The 16,978-nt window shown below is 67.9% G+C and carries 14 protein-coding genes; 8 read left to right on the plus strand and 6 right to left on the minus strand.

Features of this window, described 5'->3' with window-relative positions; all coding sequences use genetic code 11:
- Positions 1-2 precede the first annotated feature (2 nt).
- The 4 genes from AAFN89_RS08110 (at position 3) to AAFN89_RS08125 (ending at position 5,649) form a co-directional block, all read left to right on the plus strand.
- On the plus strand, positions 3-842 hold the full coding sequence (locus AAFN89_RS08110) for a hypothetical protein (RefSeq protein WP_347537824.1): 840 nt from the start codon (positions 3-5) through the stop codon (positions 840-842).
- Between the two features lie 141 nt (positions 843-983).
- Positions 984-1,370: a response regulator gene (locus AAFN89_RS08115; RefSeq protein ID WP_347537826.1), complete on the plus strand. Its 387-nt coding sequence runs from the start codon at positions 984-986 to the stop codon at positions 1,368-1,370.
- 33 nt (positions 1,371-1,403) lie between these two features.
- Complete coding sequence (locus AAFN89_RS08120) at positions 1,404-2,057, plus strand: protein phosphatase CheZ (protein WP_347537828.1); 654 nt, start codon at positions 1,404-1,406, stop codon at positions 2,055-2,057.
- Between the two features lie 73 nt (positions 2,058-2,130).
- Positions 2,131-5,649, plus strand: coding sequence for a hypothetical protein (locus tag AAFN89_RS08125; protein WP_347537830.1), 3,519 nt, complete (start codon positions 2,131-2,133; stop codon positions 5,647-5,649).
- A 3-nt stretch (positions 5,650-5,652) separates the two neighbouring features.
- Here the strand turns inward: AAFN89_RS08125 and AAFN89_RS08130 are convergent, their stop codons facing one another.
- Positions 5,653-6,873 carry a TIGR03862 family flavoprotein gene (locus AAFN89_RS08130; RefSeq protein WP_347537832.1) on the minus strand — a complete coding sequence of 407 codons (1,221 nt, stop codon included), beginning with the start codon at positions 6,871-6,873 and terminating at the stop codon, positions 5,653-5,655.
- 134 nt (positions 6,874-7,007) lie between these two features.
- Between AAFN89_RS08130 and AAFN89_RS08135 the strand changes: the two genes are divergently transcribed.
- On the plus strand, positions 7,008-7,202 hold the full coding sequence (locus AAFN89_RS08135; protein ID WP_347537834.1) for a hypothetical protein: 195 nt from the start codon (positions 7,008-7,010) through the stop codon (positions 7,200-7,202).
- A gap of 85 nt (positions 7,203-7,287) precedes the next feature.
- Entirely contained in the window at positions 7,288-8,298 is a 1,011-nt protein-coding gene (locus AAFN89_RS08140) for a GlxA family transcriptional regulator (RefSeq protein ID WP_347537836.1), read from the plus strand.
- Between the two features lie 7 nt (positions 8,299-8,305).
- Here AAFN89_RS08140 and AAFN89_RS08145 read toward each other — a convergent pair whose 3' ends face one another.
- Positions 8,306-9,115 carry an SDR family oxidoreductase gene (locus AAFN89_RS08145; RefSeq protein WP_347537838.1) on the minus strand — a complete coding sequence of 270 codons (810 nt, stop codon included), beginning with the start codon at positions 9,113-9,115 and terminating at the stop codon, positions 8,306-8,308.
- Positions 9,115-10,308: a phytanoyl-CoA dioxygenase family protein gene (locus AAFN89_RS08150; protein WP_347537840.1), complete on the minus strand. Its 1,194-nt coding sequence runs from the start codon at positions 10,306-10,308 to the stop codon at positions 9,115-9,117. Before AAFN89_RS08150 ends, AAFN89_RS08145 begins: the two co-directional genes overlap by 1 nt.
- Before the next feature lie 227 nt (positions 10,309-10,535).
- Here AAFN89_RS08150 and dusA point away from each other — a divergent pair, with 227 nt between their 5' ends.
- Positions 10,536-11,540 carry a tRNA dihydrouridine(20/20a) synthase DusA gene (gene dusA / locus AAFN89_RS08155; protein WP_347537842.1) on the plus strand — a complete coding sequence of 335 codons (1,005 nt, stop codon included), beginning with the start codon at positions 10,536-10,538 and terminating at the stop codon, positions 11,538-11,540.
- A gap of 4 nt (positions 11,541-11,544) precedes the next feature.
- Here the strand turns inward: dusA and AAFN89_RS08160 are convergent, their stop codons facing one another.
- The 3 genes from AAFN89_RS08160 to AAFN89_RS08170 form a co-directional block, all read right to left on the minus strand.
- On the minus strand, positions 11,545-12,534 hold the full coding sequence (locus tag AAFN89_RS08160; protein ID WP_347537844.1) for a patatin-like phospholipase family protein: 990 nt from the start codon (positions 12,532-12,534) through the stop codon (positions 11,545-11,547).
- A gap of 28 nt (positions 12,535-12,562) precedes the next feature.
- Positions 12,563-13,885 (minus strand): MATE family efflux transporter, encoded by a 1,323-nt coding sequence (locus AAFN89_RS08165; RefSeq protein WP_347537846.1) that lies wholly within the window; start codon positions 13,883-13,885, stop codon positions 12,563-12,565.
- A 63-nt stretch (positions 13,886-13,948) separates the two neighbouring features.
- A complete protein-coding gene (locus tag AAFN89_RS08170; RefSeq protein WP_347537848.1) occupies positions 13,949-15,478 on the minus strand; it encodes a 5'-nucleotidase C-terminal domain-containing protein in 1,530 nt (509 codons plus the stop codon).
- Positions 15,479-15,634: 156 nt separating this feature from the next.
- Between AAFN89_RS08170 and AAFN89_RS08175 the strand changes: the two genes are divergently transcribed.
- Positions 15,635-16,969, plus strand: a complete 1,335-nt coding sequence (locus AAFN89_RS08175; protein WP_347537850.1) for an FAD-binding oxidoreductase — start codon at positions 15,635-15,637, stop codon at positions 16,967-16,969.
- Positions 16,970-16,978: the final 9 nt, after the last annotated feature.

Below are 16,978 nucleotides of genomic sequence, written 5' to 3' on the forward strand. Positions count from 1 at the left end.
CCATGACCGAGAACGCCGCCGCCGCCAACCCCCCCGTGCCGAAGGCGGAATCCGCCCAGGCCCGGCCGCACGATCCCCACCAGATGGTCGCCGCGGCGACGGAAGCCTTCGCGCGCCTGTCCTCCATCGCCCGACTGTTCCGTCCGCGGATGCCGAAGCTGCGCCTTCTGCCCAGCGTCATCTTCGTCTCCGTCCTGATGCTGGGCGTCCGGACAGGCGAACTGGTGCGCGTCTTCGACGAAGGCGGTTTCGTCGCCGTCGGCGCGACCACCCGCGCGCAGGACGGCCAGCCCGATCCCAGCCCGCAGATCCCGGCTCCGGAGGCCGCGCCGCAGACGCCGGTCGACGTTGCCATGACCTCTCCGGAAGCGGAGGTGGAAGCCGAAGCACCCGCCGAAACCGCCCCCTTCGAACTGGGCGACGAGCTGTCGCGCAGCGAGCGCGAACTCCTCCGCGATCTTTCCGAAAGGCGGCAATCCCTGGAAGAGCGAGCGCAAACGCTGGATGAGCGCGAGGCGCTCCTGACCGTCGCGGAGCAGCGGCTGGAAGAGAAGATGGCGGAGCTGGAGGCGGTTCGCGGGCAGATCCAGCAGATGCTGGGCACTCTCGACGAACAGCAGGAAAGCCAGTTCCAGAGCCTAGTCGGCATCTATGAGAACATGCGTCCGGCCGATGCCGCCGTGATCTTCAACGGGCTGGACATAGACGTGCTGATCAACGTGCTGGACCGCATGCGGGAACAGAAATCCGCCGCCATCATGGCCGGCATGAATCCCGACCGCGCGCGCCAGGTGACGGCCGAACTGGCCCAGCGCCAGACCCTTCCCGTTCTCGGGGAATGAAGCGCGGCCGATTAACCATGCTTTTTACAGGAAATTAACTGCCGGCCCATAGGGTCCGGTCGAAGGTTTCACTTGTTCCGCGGAGCCCCGGCCGGATGGTTCCGCGGTCTTCGAAAACGAAGAAGAACACTGGAGAGCGCGATGTCCGTCGATATGTCCATGCCGATCCTGATCGTGGACGACTACAAGACCATGCTGCGGATCATCCGCAATCTCCTGAAGCAGCTTGGCTTCGAGAATGTGGACGAAGCGACCGACGGATCGGGGGCGCTGCACAAGCTGCGGGAGCGGCCCTACAGCCTGATCATCTCCGACTGGAACATGGAGCCGATGACCGGCCTCCAGCTCCTCAAGGAAGTGCGGGCGGATTCCAAGCTCAAGGAAACGCCCTTCATCATGATCACCGCCGAATCGAAGACGGAGAACGTCATCGCGGCGCGTCAGGCGGGCGTGAACAACTACATCGTCAAGCCGTTCAACGCCGCCACGCTGAAGACGAAGCTCAGCGCCGTTGTGGGCAATTTCTAAGCGCGCCTCAGCCGCAACGACCAGGAGGCAGCGATGCCCACAGCCGGTTCAGACCCCAGCCTCGTTCGTCGGCTCGACGAGGCAAGGCGGGAGTCGGAGAAGCCGCTGACGCGTGAGGAGATCGCGGACATCGTCGCCCAGGTCATGGGGTCGATGGACGGCGACATCACCGCGCTGGATATCCGCATCTATCAGGAGCTGGAGTCGCTCGCCGGCTACATCCAGACGGCCCGGTCGGAGATCGCGGCGATCCGGCCGGACGATATCCGCCTGGATCATATCCCCGCCGCGACCGATGAGCTGGACGCCATCGTCGGCGCGACGGAGGAGGCGACGGGCCGCATCCTCGACGCGGCGGAGCAGATCCAGACGATTGCCGAAGGGCTGGAGGAGCCCGCCCGCTCCCAGCTCTTCGACCTTTCGACCGGCATCTTCGAGGCCTCGAACTTCCAGGACATCACCGGCCAGCGCATCGGCAAGGTGGTCCGCACGCTGAAGCATATCGAGACGAAGATCGAAGCGCTGGTCGGCGTGCTGGGCGAAGAGGTGGGACGCGCCCAGGCGACGGCGCAGCCGGTGGAGGAATCGGACGCGAAGGGCGATGAAAAGCTGCTGAACGGGCCGCAACTTCCGCAGAACGCGATCGACCAGGATGAGATCGACCGGCTTCTCGCCAGCTTCGACTGAGATGAGCGGGACACGTGCGGGGAAGCAACCGGACGGGTCGCCGGATGACGTACCCCGATGCTATGGTTCGGCCATGTCGCTCCGCAGAATCTTCCGCGCCAACGTCGCTCTTGTCTCGCTGTCCGTCGCCCTTGGATCGGCGGCGGTCGACGCCGCTGAGGTGCAGGGCGAGGATCGAGGCCTGTTCGGCCGGCTGACCTTCGATTTCGGGTCTCCCGTCGATCCCCGGATCGTCGTCGGGAACGACCGTATCCTTCTCGATTTCGACCAGCCGGTGGACGCTTCGCTGGATGGTCCGGCCCGTCGCCTCGCCAACTATCTTTCCGGGGCTGAGATATCCGGCGACGGAACGGAAGTCGTGCTGCATCCGCGCCGGCCGATCGATGTCCAGGCGACGCCCACCGACACCGGCGTCGCAATCCAGCTCAGCATGAGGAACGAGCGCCGCCCGGTCCGCTCCCGCCCCTCGACCTTTACCGAAGCGCCGCCCGCCGAGACCAAAGAAGGCGTCATCGGCATTCGCACCGGCCAGCATCCCGGCTACAGCCGCGTCGTCTTCGACTGGACCTCGCCGGTCGATTACAGCGTCGACCGTCATGACGGTTCGGTCACCATCGCCTTCGACCGCGCCGCATCCGTCGACCTTTCCCTGGCGCCCGTGCGGCGGCTCTCCAATATCCGGACCATCGTGCCCGCGGCGGGCGATGACGGCCTCGCCATCGTACTCGGCATTCCTGCCGACTCGCGCATCCGTCACTTCAAGGACGACATGAAAATCGTCGTTGATATTCTTGATCCGGCAGGACAAAGCGCACCGCTCGAAAACCCTGTTGTACCCGATTCCCTCAACGTGGCGCCGCCGCCGGTGCCCGAACCGCCGGTGGCGGAACCGGCAGCCGTAGAACCGCCGGCGCCGGAATCCTTGCCCGAACCCGCGCCGGTACTCGCGCAGGCCGAGTCCTCGCCGCCCGAATTCTCGCAGTTGGAACTCTCGCAGCCCGAACCCGCCGCCGGACCGTCCGCGCAGGTGGAGGCGGAGGCGGTTGAGACTCCCTCAGAAGCACCCGTGGTGGTGCAAGACCCCGTTCCTCTCGCCTCGCCGCCGCCGATCGCGATGCCTCCTGCGGAAGATGAGGCTCCCCCGGCCGAAGTCGCGCCTCCGCTGGTGGAGGAACCGGCCGTCGAGCCCACCATCGCCGAACGGCTGCTCCGCGAAGGGGCGGAAGTTCCGCCGCCGGAGACGGCCGAGCCGGCGGGGCCGGAACGCGCCGTCTTCGATCCCGGCGCCGAGGCGCTGACCGCCGTGTTCGAGCGGGCAGGCGGCCTCTGGGTCGTGTTCGCATCGCCCGACAGGATCGACCCGGACCGTCTGGCGGACGGGGCGGAAGAGGCGCTCGGCGAGGCTGAAATCGTGCCTGCGGAAGGCGGCGTCGCGCTGCGCTTCCCGATCGATCCGAGCGATCCGGAGGATACGGTCGTGACGACGGAAGGGGACCGCTGGATCGTCACGCGGTCGCCGTCCCCGCCATTGCCCTCGGAACCTCTTTCCATCGTCACCCAACCGGATTTCACGATGGGCGCGCGCCTCTTCGTGGAAGCTGACGGGGCCGGTGGGTTGGTCCGGCTCATCGATCCGGTCATGGGCGATGTGCTCCTGATCGCGCCGCTGCCCGACGCGGGGCGAGGGCTACCCGAAGGACGCCGGTTCGCCGAAGTCGCTCTGCTGCCCTCGGCCCAGGGTCTCGTCGCGCAACCCCTGTCGGATGCCATCACGCTTCGGATCGACCGGGAAGGGGTGGAGATCACGACCGCCGACGGTCTCCGCCTGTCGACGCCGGTCGACAGGCGTGGCGCGCTGGTGGTTCCCGCCGTTCCGGGCGAGGCGCTCTACCTGCCGGTTTCCGACTGGCAGGTGGAGCCCGGACAGTACAACCGGCGTCGCCAGGAGCTTCAGGCCCAACTGGCCCAGGCGCCGGAGGAGGAGAAGAACCGGGCGAGGCTGGATCTCGCGCGCTTCTTCTTCGCCAAGGGGTTCGGGCCGGAGGCTCTGGCCCAGCTCGATCTGATGGCCGAATCCGCGCCGACCCTGGCCTCCAATCCGGATTTCGCGATGCTGCGCGGCGCGGCGCGCGTTCTGGCCGGCGACGAGGCCGGGGCGGAAGAGGATCTGTCCCTGCCGGCGCTCAGTCGATCTCCGGAAGCCGAACTGTGGCGCGCCTCGCTCGCCGCCGACCGGGGGGACTGGACGACGGCGGCCGAAGGGTTCGCCGCCGCGGGCGATCTGACCAGCCTTCAGCCGCCGCCCTTCCGCGAGCGATTCGCGCTCCAGGCTGCCAAGGCCGCGCTGGAGACCGGCGCGATCGAGATCGCCGAACAGCGCCTGGACTATCTGTCGACGCAGACGGACGGCGAATCCGATCGGTTGCCCGCCGTCGCCTATATGACCGGCCGCATCGCGGAGACGCGGGACGAAGAGGCCGCGGCGAGGGCGGCCTATGCCCGCGCGGCCGAAAGCGATGATGCGCTCTACCGGACGCTTGCCGAGGCGCGTCTGGTCGATCTTCGCCTCGCGGCCGGGGAGATCACCGCCGGGGAAGCGGCGGAGCGGCTGGAAGGGTTGCGCTACGCCTGGCGGGGCGATTCGGTGGAGTTCGACATCCTCGATCGGCTTGGCCGCTACTATTGGCAGGCGGGCCAGCACCGGGAGGCGCTGGAGACCTGGGGCCGCGCGCTCGACGACTTCCCCGAGCTTCCCGCGGCGGAGGAACTGACCGAGCACCGGCGGAAGGTGGTGGCCGACCTGTTCACGGGAGAGGGCTTGAGCGCCCTGTCGCCCCTTGTCGCCATGGCGCTCTATGAAGATTACCGCCCGCTGATGCCATCCGGCGTCGAGAGCGACCGCATCGTGGAGCGGCTGGCCGAGAGGTTGGTGGAGGTCGACCTTCTGGAGCGGGCGGGCAACCTTCTACAGCAACTGGTCGCCGGACGGCTGGAAGGGCAGGAGAAGGCGCGCGTCGGTGCACGGCTGGCCGGCATCCGTCTGCTCGACAACGACCCCGAGGAAGCCCTGGACGCTCTCGACGAAAGCGAAATGGAGGGCGAACTGCCGGAGGCGCTGGTGTCCGAACGCCGGCTGCTCCGCGCCCGCGCGCTGTCGGAACTCGAGCGCCCGGCCGACGCGTTCGCGGCGCTTGGCGACGATGCTTCCCATCTTGCCGAAATCGCGCGCGCCGACATCGCCTGGAAGGCGGAGGACTGGCCTGTTGCCGCAGCGGCTCTTAGCCGTCTCGTCGGCGAGCAGCCGGCCTCCGGCGGGACGCTCGATCCACAGAGGACGGACCTCGTCCTGAAGCTGGCCATCGCGCTCGCCCTCGCGGACGATCGCGCGGGCCTTGCCGATCTCGCGGAAAGATTCGGCGACTCCATGGCGGGAACCGAACGGGCCGAGGCCTTCGCCGTCCTGACGCGGCCGAACGCCGCCATCGGCGTCGCGGACCTCACCTCAATCCAGCGTCAGGTGGCCGAAGTCGATCTCTTCCAGGAGTTCCTGGAAAGCTACCGTGTCGGAACCCCCGCCGTCGCCACGAACTGAGCTTCAACGCTCCAGATACCGGCACACCCCGTCGCCGGCCCTGACGCCCGTAGCGAAGCAGGCCTGCAGCAGGTAACCGCCTGTCGGCGCCTCCCAATCCAGCATCTCCCCCGCCGCGAACAGTCCGGGGATGCGTCGGACCATCAAATCGTCGGTCATCTCGTCCCAGGCGATCCCGCCGGCGGACGATATCGCGCGATCCAGCGGGCGCACCCCCGTCAGCCGGACCGGCAGCGCCTTGACCGCCTCGGCAAGCCGCGCCCCGTCGGCCAGGATTTCCGGAGAGAGCGCCTCCCGCAGCAGCGCGATAGCGGCGCGGTCGAGCTTCAACGTCTTGCGGAGATGGTTCGACAGGCTGTTGCGCCCCCTGGGTCGGCCCAGCCGGTCGCGGATGGCGGTTGCGGAGAGGTCCGGCTTCAGGTCGATCAACAGCGTCGCCTCGCCGTTTCGACCGATGGCGTCCCGCAATGCGGCGCTCAAGGCGTAGACGGCCCCGCCCTCGACGCCGGTGCGGGTAAGGACGATCTCCCCCGGGACGCGGCGTCCGTCGAAACAGAGCGCGATGTTCTTCAGCGGCTGGCCTGCCGCCATGTCCGCGAACCTCTGCGTCCACAGCGCGTCGAATCCCGAATTGCTCGGCATGAAGGGCGCGACCGCGACGCCCCGCCGGAGTAGGGCATCGGCCCATGACCCATCCGATCCCAGCTTCGACCAACTGGCCCCGCCCAGCGCCAGGATTATCGCCTTCGGAAGTATCCGGAGCATCCGGCCGTCTGTCGTGAAGGACAGCGCATCGCCGTCGAAGCCGTCCCAGCGATGGCGGGCATGGATCGTCGCGCCGGCGCCCTCCAGCCGCCGCCGCCAGGCGCGCAGCAGCGGGGATGCCTTCAGCCCGGTCGGAAATACCCGTCCGCTGGAACCGACGAAGGTCTCCACGCCCAGAGAGCCGGCCCAGTCCCGCAGCGCGTCCGGCGGGAAAGCGTGGATGATCGGCGCCAGCCGGCCGGCGCTCTCGCCATACCGTTCGATGAACCGGTCCAGCGGCTCCGAATGCGTCAGGTTCAGGCCGCCCCGCCCGGCCATGAGCAGCTTGCGGCCCGGCGTCGGCATGCGGTCGAAGATGCGGACCGCACGGCCGGCCCGCGCGATCCGCTCCGCCGCGGCCAGCCCCGCCGGTCCGCCGCCGATCACCGCCACGAAATCCTCCCGATCCTGATCCTTCACGTCCGGGATCGCTCCTTCTGCTGCGAGGGTTGGGGGTGACCATTTGGAGGCAAGGATACTTCCTTCGGAACGCTTTTGGGCGACGCGCCTTTCTCAGTCAACCAGTCCGTCCTTGCCTGGAGCATCCCCCCGAAATGTCCATCGTCAGCGCCACGCCTCTGCCCGCCCCCCAGCCCGCCGCGACAAGCAACGCCGACGGGAGCTGGGAGATCTGGGAGCAGTGCCATGAAGTGCTGGCGGACCAGGGCATATGGCGCGCGCCCTGTGAAAGCTGCACGTTGCGGCTTCTGTGCAAACCGCCCTCCGCCTTCGTCACTCCGCGCGGTTAGGGCAGCGGCATTCTTCCCTCAGCGGCGGTCTTCCCAGCGACGCCTTCTATGAATTAGGCTCCTTCCCGCAATCGTGCGTGGGGGAGTGGCTGTTCTGGGGCTCATCGACGGATCATCCTGCCGGATTGCGTTTCTCCTGCTCCCGCGCTTCTCCCTGATGGCCTTCACGGCGGCCGTCGAGCCGTTGCGCGCGGCCAACCAGCTGGTGGGGCGGGAGCAATATTCCTGGCATCTGGTCACCGTCGATGGCGGGCCGGTGACGGCCAGCAACGACATCTCCGTCAATCCTCAGGGCGGGCTGGACGCAACTCAGCCCTTCTCCATGGCGGCCGTCTGCGCCGGCCTCGATCCGCTGCCCATCGAGGCCGAAGCTGAAAAGCGAGTGGCGGCGTGGCTGAGGCGGCTGGAGCGGTCGGGAACCAGGCTGGGCGGCATCGGCTCCGGCGCGTTCCTTCTGGCCCGCACCGGCCTGCTGGACGGCTATCGCTGCACGATCCATTGGGAGAACCTCACCGGCTTCTCCGAAACCTTCCCGGAAATCGACGTCACCAGCCGGCTGTTCGAGGTCGACCGCGACCGGTTTACCTGCTCCGGCGGCACCGCGTCGCTGGACTGGGCGCTGCACATGATCGGCCAGGATCACGGGCCGGAGGTCTCCGCCGCCGTGGCGGACCAGTTCATCCACGCCACGCCGCGCCGTCCCGACACCCCCCAGCGCATGAGCCTGCGTCAGCGAACGGGCGTCAGCCATCCCAAGCTCTTGAGCGCCATCGCTGAGATCGAGGCCAATCTGGACGAACCGCTGGCCCAGGCGGACCTGGCGGAACGAGTGGGGCTGTCCAGCCGGCAGCTCGAACGGCTGTTCCAGATCTATCTCGGCAGCACGCCCTCCCGCTACTATCTGGAGGCGCGGCTGAAGCATGCCCGCTCGCTCCTGGCCCAGACCTCGCTTTCGGTGCTGGAGGTCGCGGTGGCCAGCGGGTTCGCGTCGGCCAGCCATTTCGCCAAATGCTACCGTGAGCTGTTCGGCTACAGCCCCCGCGCCGAACGGCAGAGCGTGGGGCAGGGGGTGCAGAAGCGGCGGGTGGTGTGGTGAGGAAGCCTCAGAGCGTCGCCGGCGGGTGGGGCGGATCGTCGTAGCCGCCCCTGACCGACTGGTCGAAATCGACGACGGAACCGGTCATCAGACCGGATTCGGGGGATGCCAGGAACGCGATCGCCCGCGCCGCCTCCGCCGGATCGATCAACCGGCCGAAGGGCTGGTCCGCCGCCGCCTTCTCCAGCCAGTCGGCCGGCGCGTCGTGATAATCCCGCTGGATGCGGTCCTCCCCGTCGGACGCCATCCAGCCGAGGCGCAGAGCGTTGACCCTGATCCTGTTCCGCAGCAGCGCATAGGCTGTGTTGCGCGTCAGCGTTTCCAGCGCGCCCTTCGACGCGCAATAGGCGGCGATGAAGGGCTGGCCGCCCACGCCCGACATGGAGGAGACGTTGACGATCGCGCCTTCCGTCCTTTCCCGCCGCATGACCTTTATCGCGTCCTGCATCAGGAAGAAGGGCGCGCGGACATTGATCGCGAACATGCGATCGAAGAGGGCAGGATCGGTGTCGAGGATCGTGCCGCGGTCGGTGATCGCCGCGGCGTTGACCAGCGCGTCGATGCGCCCGAACGCCCTGTCGGCCGCGTCGATGACCGATCGGCAGGATTCGACCTCCGCCAGATCGGCCTGGACATAGACGGCCTTTGTCCCGCTCCCGGCTTCGATGTCGGCGGCGACCGCCTCTCCCTTCGCCCGCGAGCGTCCGCAGATGACCAGCCCGGCCGCCCCGCGCTCCGCGAAAAGACGGGCCGTCGCCGCGCCCAGCCCCTGCGTCCCGCCGGTGACGACCGCTATCCTGCCGTCCATCCGGCCCATCAGGTGAGGCTACGCCGGACCCGGTCCTCCAGCGCCTCCTTCAGCCTCGCCGCATCCCAATCCTCGTCGAGCGCCTGATTCATCAGCGCCTGCTGGCTCTGCGGCGCCAGTCCGCCGACGGGCGGATCGCGATCGAGATTGGTGGGGAAGGAGTACCCTTCCGCGCAGGCCGCGATGGCGTTGGCGGCTTGGTTCGACGTCAGCCGACCGTCGGCCAGCATCGCCTTCAGCGCCGGGAACAGCGCGGCGCCCATGCCCGCCCTGCCGACGCTCTCCATCGCCCTTCCATAGGGCGAGGAGACTTGCAGCAGGTTCGCCATCCGCCTGATGTCCTTCGACCGGTTGGTCCCGGCGCCATGGAAGACGGCCGGATTGAAGAACACGGCGTCGCCCTTCTCCAGCGGAAGCTGGACGCGGCAGCGGTCGAAATAATTGCGGAACTCCGGCTTCCGCCAGGCGAGGTAGCCGGGAAGGTAGGTCTGGGAATAAGGCAAATAGAGCGTCGGCCCGCTTTCCAGCGGCATGTCGCAATGGGCCACCGCGCCCTGGAGCGTCAGGGCCGGGGACAGGCGGTGGATGTGCGCTGGATAGCGCGCAACCTCCGCCGCCGTCTGGAAACCCAGATGGTAGTCCCGGTGCGGCGACTGCGCCTCGCCGCCCGGATTGACGACATTGACCTGGGAGGTGACCTGATAGCCCGGCCCCAGCCACGCCTCGCTGACCAGCGCGATCATGTCGTTGGCGTAGTAGGCGGCGAAGACCTCCGGATCGCGCAGGCACAGCTTCTCCAGCGCGTTCCAGACCCGGTCGTTCGCGCCCGGCTTGGCGAAATGATCGCCGCCGCCTGTTTTGCTGGCCTTCTGCTCCTCGATCATCGCCTCGAACTGCACGGTCGCCGCGTCGATCGGCGCGGGATCGGGGAAGGCGCGCTTCAGGACGACGATCCCCGGCCCCTCCATCATCGCCTCGACCCATTCCGCCATCAGCGCCTTCCGGTCCTCGTCGGAGGCGGCGACGCCGCGCAGGGCGTCGCAATCATAGACCAGGACGTTCGAACGGACGCTCTCGGCGAACGGATAGTCGGCGGCCTCGGTCGTCCGTTCGACCAGCCGGGCGAAATCCTCGATGCGGCAGCCATCCTCGGTCAGCCACACCCGCTCCGCGCGAAGCTTTGCGATATTGTCGGCCTTCATGGAACTCTCCCTGATGGACGCTCTACGCTAGACCCGACCCCGCCTCCGACGCCACCCCCGTTCCCGCCATTCCCTTATGGTGAGCCTGTCGAACCATGTGTGCCCGCATCCTTCGACAGGCTCAGGATGAGGGGGCGGAAAAGCTCTATCCTTTCCCCTTCATGGTGAGCCTGACGGACCATGTGCTATAGAATGCCCGTTTTCGGCGGGAACCGGTGACGGAGTCGATGGAGACAGTGGATCGTCGTTTCAGCATTGCGCCCATGATGGACTGGACGGACCGGCATGACCGGTTCTTCCTGCGCCTGCTGTCGACGCGCGCGCTTCTTTATACGGAGATGGTGACCAGCGCTGCCGTGATCCGCGGCGATCGCGACCGGCTTCTGGGTTTCTCCCCGGCGGAACACCCCGTGGCGCTGCAACTGGGCGGCAGCGATCCCGACGCCATGGCGGAGGCGGCGCGGATCGGCGAAGCGTACGGCTATGACGAGATCAACATCAATGTCGGCTGCCCCAGCGACCGCGTCCAGTCGGGCCGGTTCGGCGCCTGCCTGATGGCGGAGCCGGAAACCGTCGCCGCCTGCGTCCGCGCCATGATCCGCGCCGTCTCCGCGCCGGTGACCGTCAAATGCCGGATCGGCATCGACGATCAGGACGACTATCTCGACCTCGCGCGGTTCGTGACGCTGGTGTCGGAAGCGGGAACCCGCAGCATCACCGTCCATGCGCGCAAGGCCTGGCTGAACGGGCTGAGCCCGAAGGAGAACCGGGACATCCCGCCGCTGCAGTACGATCGCGTCTATCGGCTGAAGCAGGAATTCCCCGAATTGGAGATCGCCATCAATGGCGGCGTCCGCTCACTGGACGAGGCGGAGGCCCATCTGCGCCATGTCGACGGGGTGATGATGGGCCGGGAGGCCTACCACAACCCCTATATGCTGGCGGATGTGGACCGCCGACTGTTCGGCGAGGAGACGCCGCCGCCCGACCGGTTCCAGGTCGTCGACCGGCTACTGCCCTATATCGAGGCGCAGCGGGAGCGCGGGACGCCGCTCAACGCCGTCTCGCGTCATATACTGGGCCTGTTCCAGGGGATGCCGGGAGCTCGGGCCTGGCGGCGGCATCTGGCGGAGAACGCGCATCTGCCCGGCGCGGGGGCGGAGGTCGTGAAGGACGCCGCGACCCATGTGGGCGAAGCCCTCGCCCGGCGGCCCGACCGCGAGGCGGCCTGACCGCCTACGAGGCTTCCTGCGGGACCTCGACCGCGCCCCTGCGCTGATGGCCGATATTCAGGGTCTCCATCGCCGTCATGATGTCGGGAAGGGTCGCTTCAGTGGCTTCCTCGCCCAGCCGGATCATCTCCTCCGCGCGATCGAATTCCATCAGGCCGATGTGACCCAGCTTCGGGCCGATATGGACATCCGGCGGATCTCCGGCCAGCCGCGACCGGGTGATCCTGTCCATCACGATCGCAAGCGACGACGCCATCACGCCGAACAGGCTGGGCGTGTCGCGCTCGCGGCGGAAGACGCGTCTGACCAGACCGCTGAGCATTCCCGGCTCGACGGGGGCGGCGTTCTCCATTTCATCCAGGACATCGAAGCCGGCGACGGTGGGAAAGCTGTTCCCCGGCGCCCGCGCCCTGCCGATGATGTCGGCGTTCAGATTGACGGCGATCACCATGTCCGCGCCCTGCGCCACGCACACGGAAACAGGTACCGGATTGACCAGCGCGCCATCGATCAGCCAGCGATTGTCCACCAGCATTGGTGAGAATATCCCCGGCAACGAGAAGGAGGCGCGCATGGCGTCGACGATCGAACCCTTGTTCAGCCATATCTCATGCCCGGTAGAGAGATCGGCCGCGACCGTGACGAATGGCCGGTCGAGGGATTCTATCGTTCGGTCACCCAGATTGTTGCGGAGTTCGCGGGCCAGCTTGTCGCCGCCTATCAGTCCGGGCTGGCGCACCCGGAAATCCATATAGCTCATGACGCGCAGGCGATTGAGCGACCGCGCCCATTCCTCCAACTCGTCCAGCTTGCCAGCCAGATGGCAGCCGCCGACCACAGCGCCGATCGAGGTGCCGCAGATGATATCGGGTTCGATCCCCGCGCGGGCGAGGGCGCGCACCACCCCGATATGGGCCCACCCGCGAGCGACGCCGCCGCCCAGCGCCAGGCCCAGCCTCGGTCTTTCGGAGTTTATCGTAAGCAGTGCCGTCATCCGATGTCGCTCCCTGTTCCCGTGAAGCCTACACCGCCCGACGCAACGCCGGGTAGGCGAAGGTGAGCGTCACACCCCGCATGGCCGCGAAAATCGTGAATGCGGCCCACAGCCCATGATTGCCGCCCCAGGGGACCAGAACCCAGCTTATCGCCAGGAAGGTGAGAAGGCTCACGATCATGGCGTTGCGCAGGGCGGTTGTCCTGACGGCGCCCAGGAAGACGCCGTCCCACTGGAAGGCCCAGATGGACACCATCGGCAGCGCCACGACCCAGGGAAGATATTCGCGGGCCGTCTCCCGGACGCTGTCGATGCCCGTCAGCCCGTCGATCACCAGCGGCCCGGCGACCAGGTAGAGGAGGGAGAACAGGCAGGCCGTGACCGCCGCCCAAAGGGTCGAGACCCTGACCGCCATGTCGAGCCCCCGCCGGTCGCGCGCGCCGATGGCCTGGCCGACCAGCGCTTCGGCGGCATGGGCGAAGCCGTCCAGCGCGTAGCCGGTGAAGGTCTGGAAGTTCAGCAGGATGGCGTTGGCGGCCAGCACGATTTCCCCGAACTCCGCCCCCTGGGCGGTGAACCAGCCGAAGCCGCCGACGAGGCACAGGGTGCGCACGAAGATGTCGCCATTGACCGTGACCAGCCGCCGGAACGCCAGCCGGTCCTTCAGCGCGGAGACATGCCAGAGAACGCCGGGCCCCGCCATCACTCGGCGGACGAGAAGGAGGCCCGCGCCCAGCGCCACGAATTCCGCCAGCACCGACGCCGCCGCGACGCCCGCCACGTTCCAGCCGAAGCCCAGCACGAACAGGAGGTCAAGCGCGATATTCGTCCCGTTCAGGACAAGCTGTATCGCCAGCGCCAGGCCCGGCCGCTGCCGGCCCAGCAGAAATCCCAGGATCGCGTAGTTCGCAAGCGTCGCCGGGGCCGCCCAGATGCGCACGGCGATGTAGGTCGCGGCTCCGCCTTCGACGTCGCTGCTGCTGTCGATCAGCGCCAGCGCGGCGGCGGAGACCGGCGTCTGGAGGAGGATGAGCAGCAGGCCGAAGCCTGCCGCCAGCGCCACCGCGCGGGTCAGGATCGCGCCCGCCTCCCTCTCCGCGCCCGCGCCGACCGCCTGCGCGGTCAGCCCCGTGGTGCTCATCCTGAGGAAGCCGAACCCCCAGAACAGGAAGTTGAAGATCAGGCTGCCGATGGCGACCGCGCCCAGATAATGAGGCGAATCCAGATGGCCGACCACGGCGGTGTCGACCAGCCCCAGCAGGGGCGTGGAAACGGTGCCGAGCATGATCGGGACGGCCAGTCGCCAGACCCGCCGGTGCCAGTCCCGGACGCTGTCGTCGGTGGTTGTCATGATCCCTCAAAAGAAGGACCCCGCCAGAAGGGCGGGGTCCGCTGCTTCGCGTTTGAGCGAGGCTTACTGGAAGACGATGCGTCCTTCCACCTCCGGGCTGATCGTGCCCTTCTCCTCGATATAGTCGATCACCTGGGACGCCATGAAGTTGGCGGCCGAGGGATCGATCAGGTTCACCGACCCGGCAAGCGCGGTGTAGCCGTCGCCGCCGCTCGCCATGTAGTCGTTGGTCGCCATGGTGTAAGTCGCGTCCGGATCGATCGGCTGGCCGTCGACCAGCACCTCGACCACGCGGTCGCCGGGCGGCTGGGACAGGTCGGCGGTCACGGTCATGCCGGAGACATGGGGGAACCGGCCGGCCCCTTCCTCGACCTGGCTGAAGCCATTCTCCAGCGCCTCCACGATCTGCTCGCCCGTGACTTCCAGCTTCACCGTCTTGTTGCCGAAGGGAAGCTCGCTCTGGATGTCGCGGCGGGTCAGCACCGTGCCGGCGGCGTATTCGCGGTCGGCCCGGATGCCGCCGCCATTGGTCAGGCCGACCTCGGCGTCGACGGCGTCGCGGATCGCATCGGCGATCAGGTTGCCGATCGCCGCTTCCTCGCCGCGGATGGTCGCCCGCCGGCTGTCGAGCGGGGTTTCCGTCGTCCCGATCTCGATATCCAGCTCCGCCGACAGCTGGTCCAGATAGGTCTGGACCTTGGCCGCCATCTCGGCGTCGGGCTCGTAATTGGCGGTGTTGAGCGTCCGGAAGCTGGGAGTCCAGACCAGTTCCTCATCCTCGCCCTCGCCGACCCGGTCGATGGTGAGGTCGATCGCCGTCACGTATTCCGCCTGCGATCCCGATTCGGCGAACGCCACGTCGCCATTGTAGAAGGTCATGAGGTTATGGTCGTGGCCGCCCAGGATGATGTCGACCGCTCCCTGGCGGATCAGTTCGAAATCCTCGTCGATCGCCGTATGGGCCAGCGCGATGACGATGTCGGCGCCACCTTCCCGCAATTCCGCGGCCGTCGCTTCGGCCGTCTCCAGCACCGGCGCGAATTCGATGTCGCCGGGGGAGGCGAGCTGGACCGTGTCGGGCGTCGTCAGGCCGAGGAAGCCGATCGTATAGCCGCCCACCTCCACCGTATGCGTGTCCACGGTGCCGTCCACGACCTCGCCGTTGAGCGAGGTGTTGGTGGAGACGATCGGGAAGTTCGCCTCGTTGAAGCGCGCGATCGCCACGTCCGCGCCCAGGTCGAATTCATGATTGCCGGGAACCATGACCGCCAGCGGCGTCTGGTTCAGCAGTTCGATCATGTGCGCGCCATTGTCGAAGCTGGACAGCAGGGACGGCGAGATGGCGTCGCCGCCATGGGCCAGCAAAACGGTCCCGCCTTCGGCGCTCGCGATCTCGTCATTGACCACCGCCATCATCCGGGCGAAGCCGCCCTGGCCGTCGGATTCATCCATCCGGTCGAAATCGTTCACCAGCAGGATGGTCAGGTCCAGCGGTTCGGCCTGCGCCGCTCCGGCGCACAGGGCAGAGGCGGCGACGCCCAGCAGCAGATATCGGCCAAGGCGGGCGGAGGACATGGAGAAACGGTCTGTCATGGATGGATTGCCTCCCTCAAGGCGATTGGATTGACGGTTGGCCGGCGGCGAAGTTTCCGCCGGTCCCGTCTTGCGAGTGGCGGAAGTGTATCCCGCGAATGTTACAGTTTGCACGTGTTATGGATCGCGCCAACCCAAACAGCGAGCCCTCCGCCGATGCCGCCGCTCTTCCATCCCGCCGCCTATGATTCCGGCCGCTTCCCCGACAGCTACTGGCGATCCTCCGTGGCCGAACGGCCGGCCGACGATCCGCTGGAAGGGGACGAAAGCTGCGACGTGGCGGTGATCGGCGGCGGCTACACCGGCCTCTCCACCGCCCTTCACCTGGCCCGCGACCATGGCGTCGATGTCCGGGTGCTGGAGGCTGGAAGCCCCGGCTGGGGCGCGTCGGGCCGCAATGGCGGCTTCTGCTGCATGGGCGCTTCCAAGCTGCCGGCATCCCGGATGCTCTCCCTTTTCGGGATCGAGGAAACGCGCCGCTATTTCACGATGCAGCGGGAGGCGGTGGAGTTGGTGGCCGACCTTGCCGGCGCGGAGGAGATCGATTTCGACCGGCAGGGGGACGGCGTGCTCGAGGTCGCCCACCGTCCGTCCCGGATGGCGGAGTTGGAGGAGGATGCGCGCCTCGACCGCGAGCTTGCCGGCCTCGCCTCCGCCATCTGGACCAGGGAGGAACTGGCGGAGCGCGGGTTCGTGGGGCCGGAGGCGCATGGCGCGCTCCACCAGCCGGCGGGATTCGGGCTCCACCCGTTGAAATATCATCACGGCCTCCTGGCCGCCGCCCGCCGCCATGGCGCGCGGATCCACCATCAAAGCCGGGTCTTGGGGTGGGAAAGAGAAGGCGGCCGCCATCGGCTGCGGACGGAACGGGGCGCGATCAGCGCCCGGCGGGTGGTGATCGCCACCAACGGCTATACGCCGGACGAACTTCACCCGGCGCTGGTGGGAACGTTCCTGCCCGCCTTCTCCAACATCCTGACGACCCGGCCGCTGACGCCGGACGAACGGGCCGCGCAGGGCTGGGTGACGGAGCTTCCGGTCTTCGACACGCGCCGGCTCCTGTTCTATTTCCGGATGCTGAAGGACGGGCGGTTCCTGTTGGGCACGCGCGGCGACACCCATGGCGGGCCGGCCGCCGCCGATCGCATGAAAGGCTGGCTCCACCGCCGGCTGGGGGAGATGTTCCCGGCCTGGGCGGGGGTGGAGGTCAGCCATTTCTGGACGGGGCTGGTCTGCCTGTCGGCGAACCTGACGCCACTGATCGGCCGCGTGGCGGATGATCCCGGCGTCCATTACGGGCTGGCCTATCACGGCAACGGCGTCGCCTCGGCGACCTGGACGGGCCGGGCGCTCGCCCGGATGGTCGCCGGCGAGGACGATCAGTTGCCCGCGCCGGTGGCCCGTCCGCCGCGCCGCTTCCCGCTGCCGGCGCTGCGCGCCTGGTATCTTCGCGCCGCGTATCTGGGTTACCGCGTTCGCGATGCCCTTTAGCGACCCGAG

It is taken from the genome of Inquilinus sp. CAU 1745 (assembly GCF_039839375.1).
Taxonomy (GTDB): Bacteria; Pseudomonadota; Alphaproteobacteria; order DSM-16000; family Inquilinaceae; genus JBDOQU01.

Excerpts from the sequence above, each read along its gene's own strand:
- AAFN89_RS08110 (WP_347537824.1), top strand. The coding sequence starts at position 3 with ATGACCGAGAACGCCGCCGCCGCCAACCCCCCCGTGCCGAAGGCGGAA.
- AAFN89_RS08115 (WP_347537826.1), top strand. The coding sequence starts at position 984 with ATGTCCGTCGATATGTCCATGCCGATCCTGATCGTGGACGACTACAAG.
- AAFN89_RS08120 (WP_347537828.1), top strand. The coding sequence starts at position 1,404 with ATGCCCACAGCCGGTTCAGACCCCAGCCTCGTTCGTCGGCTCGACGAG.
- AAFN89_RS08125 (WP_347537830.1), top strand. The coding sequence starts at position 2,131 with ATGTCGCTCCGCAGAATCTTCCGCGCCAACGTCGCTCTTGTCTCGCTG.
- AAFN89_RS08135 (WP_347537834.1), top strand. The coding sequence starts at position 7,008 with ATGTCCATCGTCAGCGCCACGCCTCTGCCCGCCCCCCAGCCCGCCGCG.
- AAFN89_RS08145 (WP_347537838.1), bottom strand. The coding sequence starts at position 9,115 with ATGGGCCGGATGGACGGCAGGATAGCGGTCGTCACCGGCGGGACGCAG.
- AAFN89_RS08150 (WP_347537840.1), bottom strand. The coding sequence starts at position 10,308 with ATGAAGGCCGACAATATCGCAAAGCTTCGCGCGGAGCGGGTGTGGCTG.
- dusA (WP_347537842.1), top strand. The coding sequence starts at position 10,536 with ATGGAGACAGTGGATCGTCGTTTCAGCATTGCGCCCATGATGGACTGG.
- AAFN89_RS08160 (WP_347537844.1), bottom strand. The coding sequence starts at position 12,534 with ATGACGGCACTGCTTACGATAAACTCCGAAAGACCGAGGCTGGGCCTG.
- AAFN89_RS08165 (WP_347537846.1), bottom strand. The coding sequence starts at position 13,885 with ATGACAACCACCGACGACAGCGTCCGGGACTGGCACCGGCGGGTCTGG.
- AAFN89_RS08170 (WP_347537848.1), bottom strand. The coding sequence starts at position 15,478 with ATGACAGACCGTTTCTCCATGTCCTCCGCCCGCCTTGGCCGATATCTG.
- AAFN89_RS08175 (WP_347537850.1), top strand. The coding sequence starts at position 15,635 with ATGCCGCCGCTCTTCCATCCCGCCGCCTATGATTCCGGCCGCTTCCCC.